The organism is Bacillus sp. 05T31, assembly GCF_056396725.1.
In genome coordinates this window covers 1-1,211 of sequence record NZ_JBFTMA010000973.1, presented here as the reverse complement: position 1 = coordinate 1,211, position 1,211 = coordinate 1, and the positions used below count along the sequence as shown (strand labels likewise).

Below are 1,211 nucleotides of genomic sequence, written 5' to 3'. Positions count from 1 at the left end.
ATCATATACTGCATTTGCATCAGCTTTAGCTTGATCTACTGTGCTAACTGCTTTTTTATAATCTGCTACAAATGTTTCATTGTAATCTTTTTCAGTTTGATCAATCAATGCATTTGCTGCATCTAATTTTTGATTCGCTACATCTGTTACATCTTTCTTTACTTCTTGTCCTGTACCGATAGCATTTACAATATCTTTAATACCATTGTTTGCATTTTCCATACCTTTTTTAACATTAGTTAAGTGATCCACTCGGTCTTTGAAAAAGCTATTTCCAAAATCAGTCGTCGCTGAATTTTGAAGTTCAGTAAAGAAATTAATAAGATATGAAATACCATCTGTACCAGTTTGTAATCGATCTGATACCGCATTTAAATCTTTCTTTGCTTGTTCTGGATCAAACTGACCATTTTGCAATCCATTTATAACACTTTTCCCATAAGCTGTTCCTGCACGTGATGAGCTTAAAACATTATTTACTGTTTGATTAATATTTTGCGCTATACTCTTATAACCATCACTATTCAACTTAGAAAGGTCTGGTCTTGCAGGAAATTCAGGTAATCCATTCATTCCAGACAAATCAGGAATATTTAAGTCTACACCTGGATTCATTAAAAAGTCAGTAAATGCAGCTGCACTATCCATAACGCCTTTTGCTGCTACTAAATCATTTCTTATCGTTCCTGGAGCATTCTTTAATGTTTGATCTTGTCTTGCAAAGAACTTATCTAAATTTGCCAACGCTTCTTGCCCATCATTTATTACACTCTCTACAACAGGTAGATCTTTTTGTGCTACTTTCACGATATCTTCTGCCCGAGTCGCATCATCTAACGCCTTATCCATAAGTGTATTCATTTCTGGGAACTGTGCTTCTAACTTAAAGACAAGATCCTTAATCTTCTCAATACTCGGTAAGTTAGTTTCTAAATCGATTCCAAGGTCATTGAAGATTTCAAAAATCTCACCGTTTGCTGTTTTAACAAAGTTTTTACTAACCTCTTCTGTAAGACCCGATGCACCTTTAGCTGTAATTTTCGGTGCAATCGCATTTACTTTTTCATTTACATAGTAATCAAGTTCTGGTTTCTGTGGATTTTCATTCAAGACCGTTGCAATCTTTTCAGAAAAATCTTTTGGAATAGTAATACTTGCGGAATAATCTCCACGCTCCACTCCATAAATTGCTTGCTTTTCATCAACAAACT

1 pseudogene is annotated in these 1,211 nt (G+C 34.5%); it reads right to left on the bottom strand.

Annotation, left to right across the window (positions count from 1 at the left end):
• Positions 1 to 1,211, bottom strand: a pseudogene (locus tag AC1DJR_RS30430) (YhgE/Pip domain-containing protein); the annotation flags it as partial.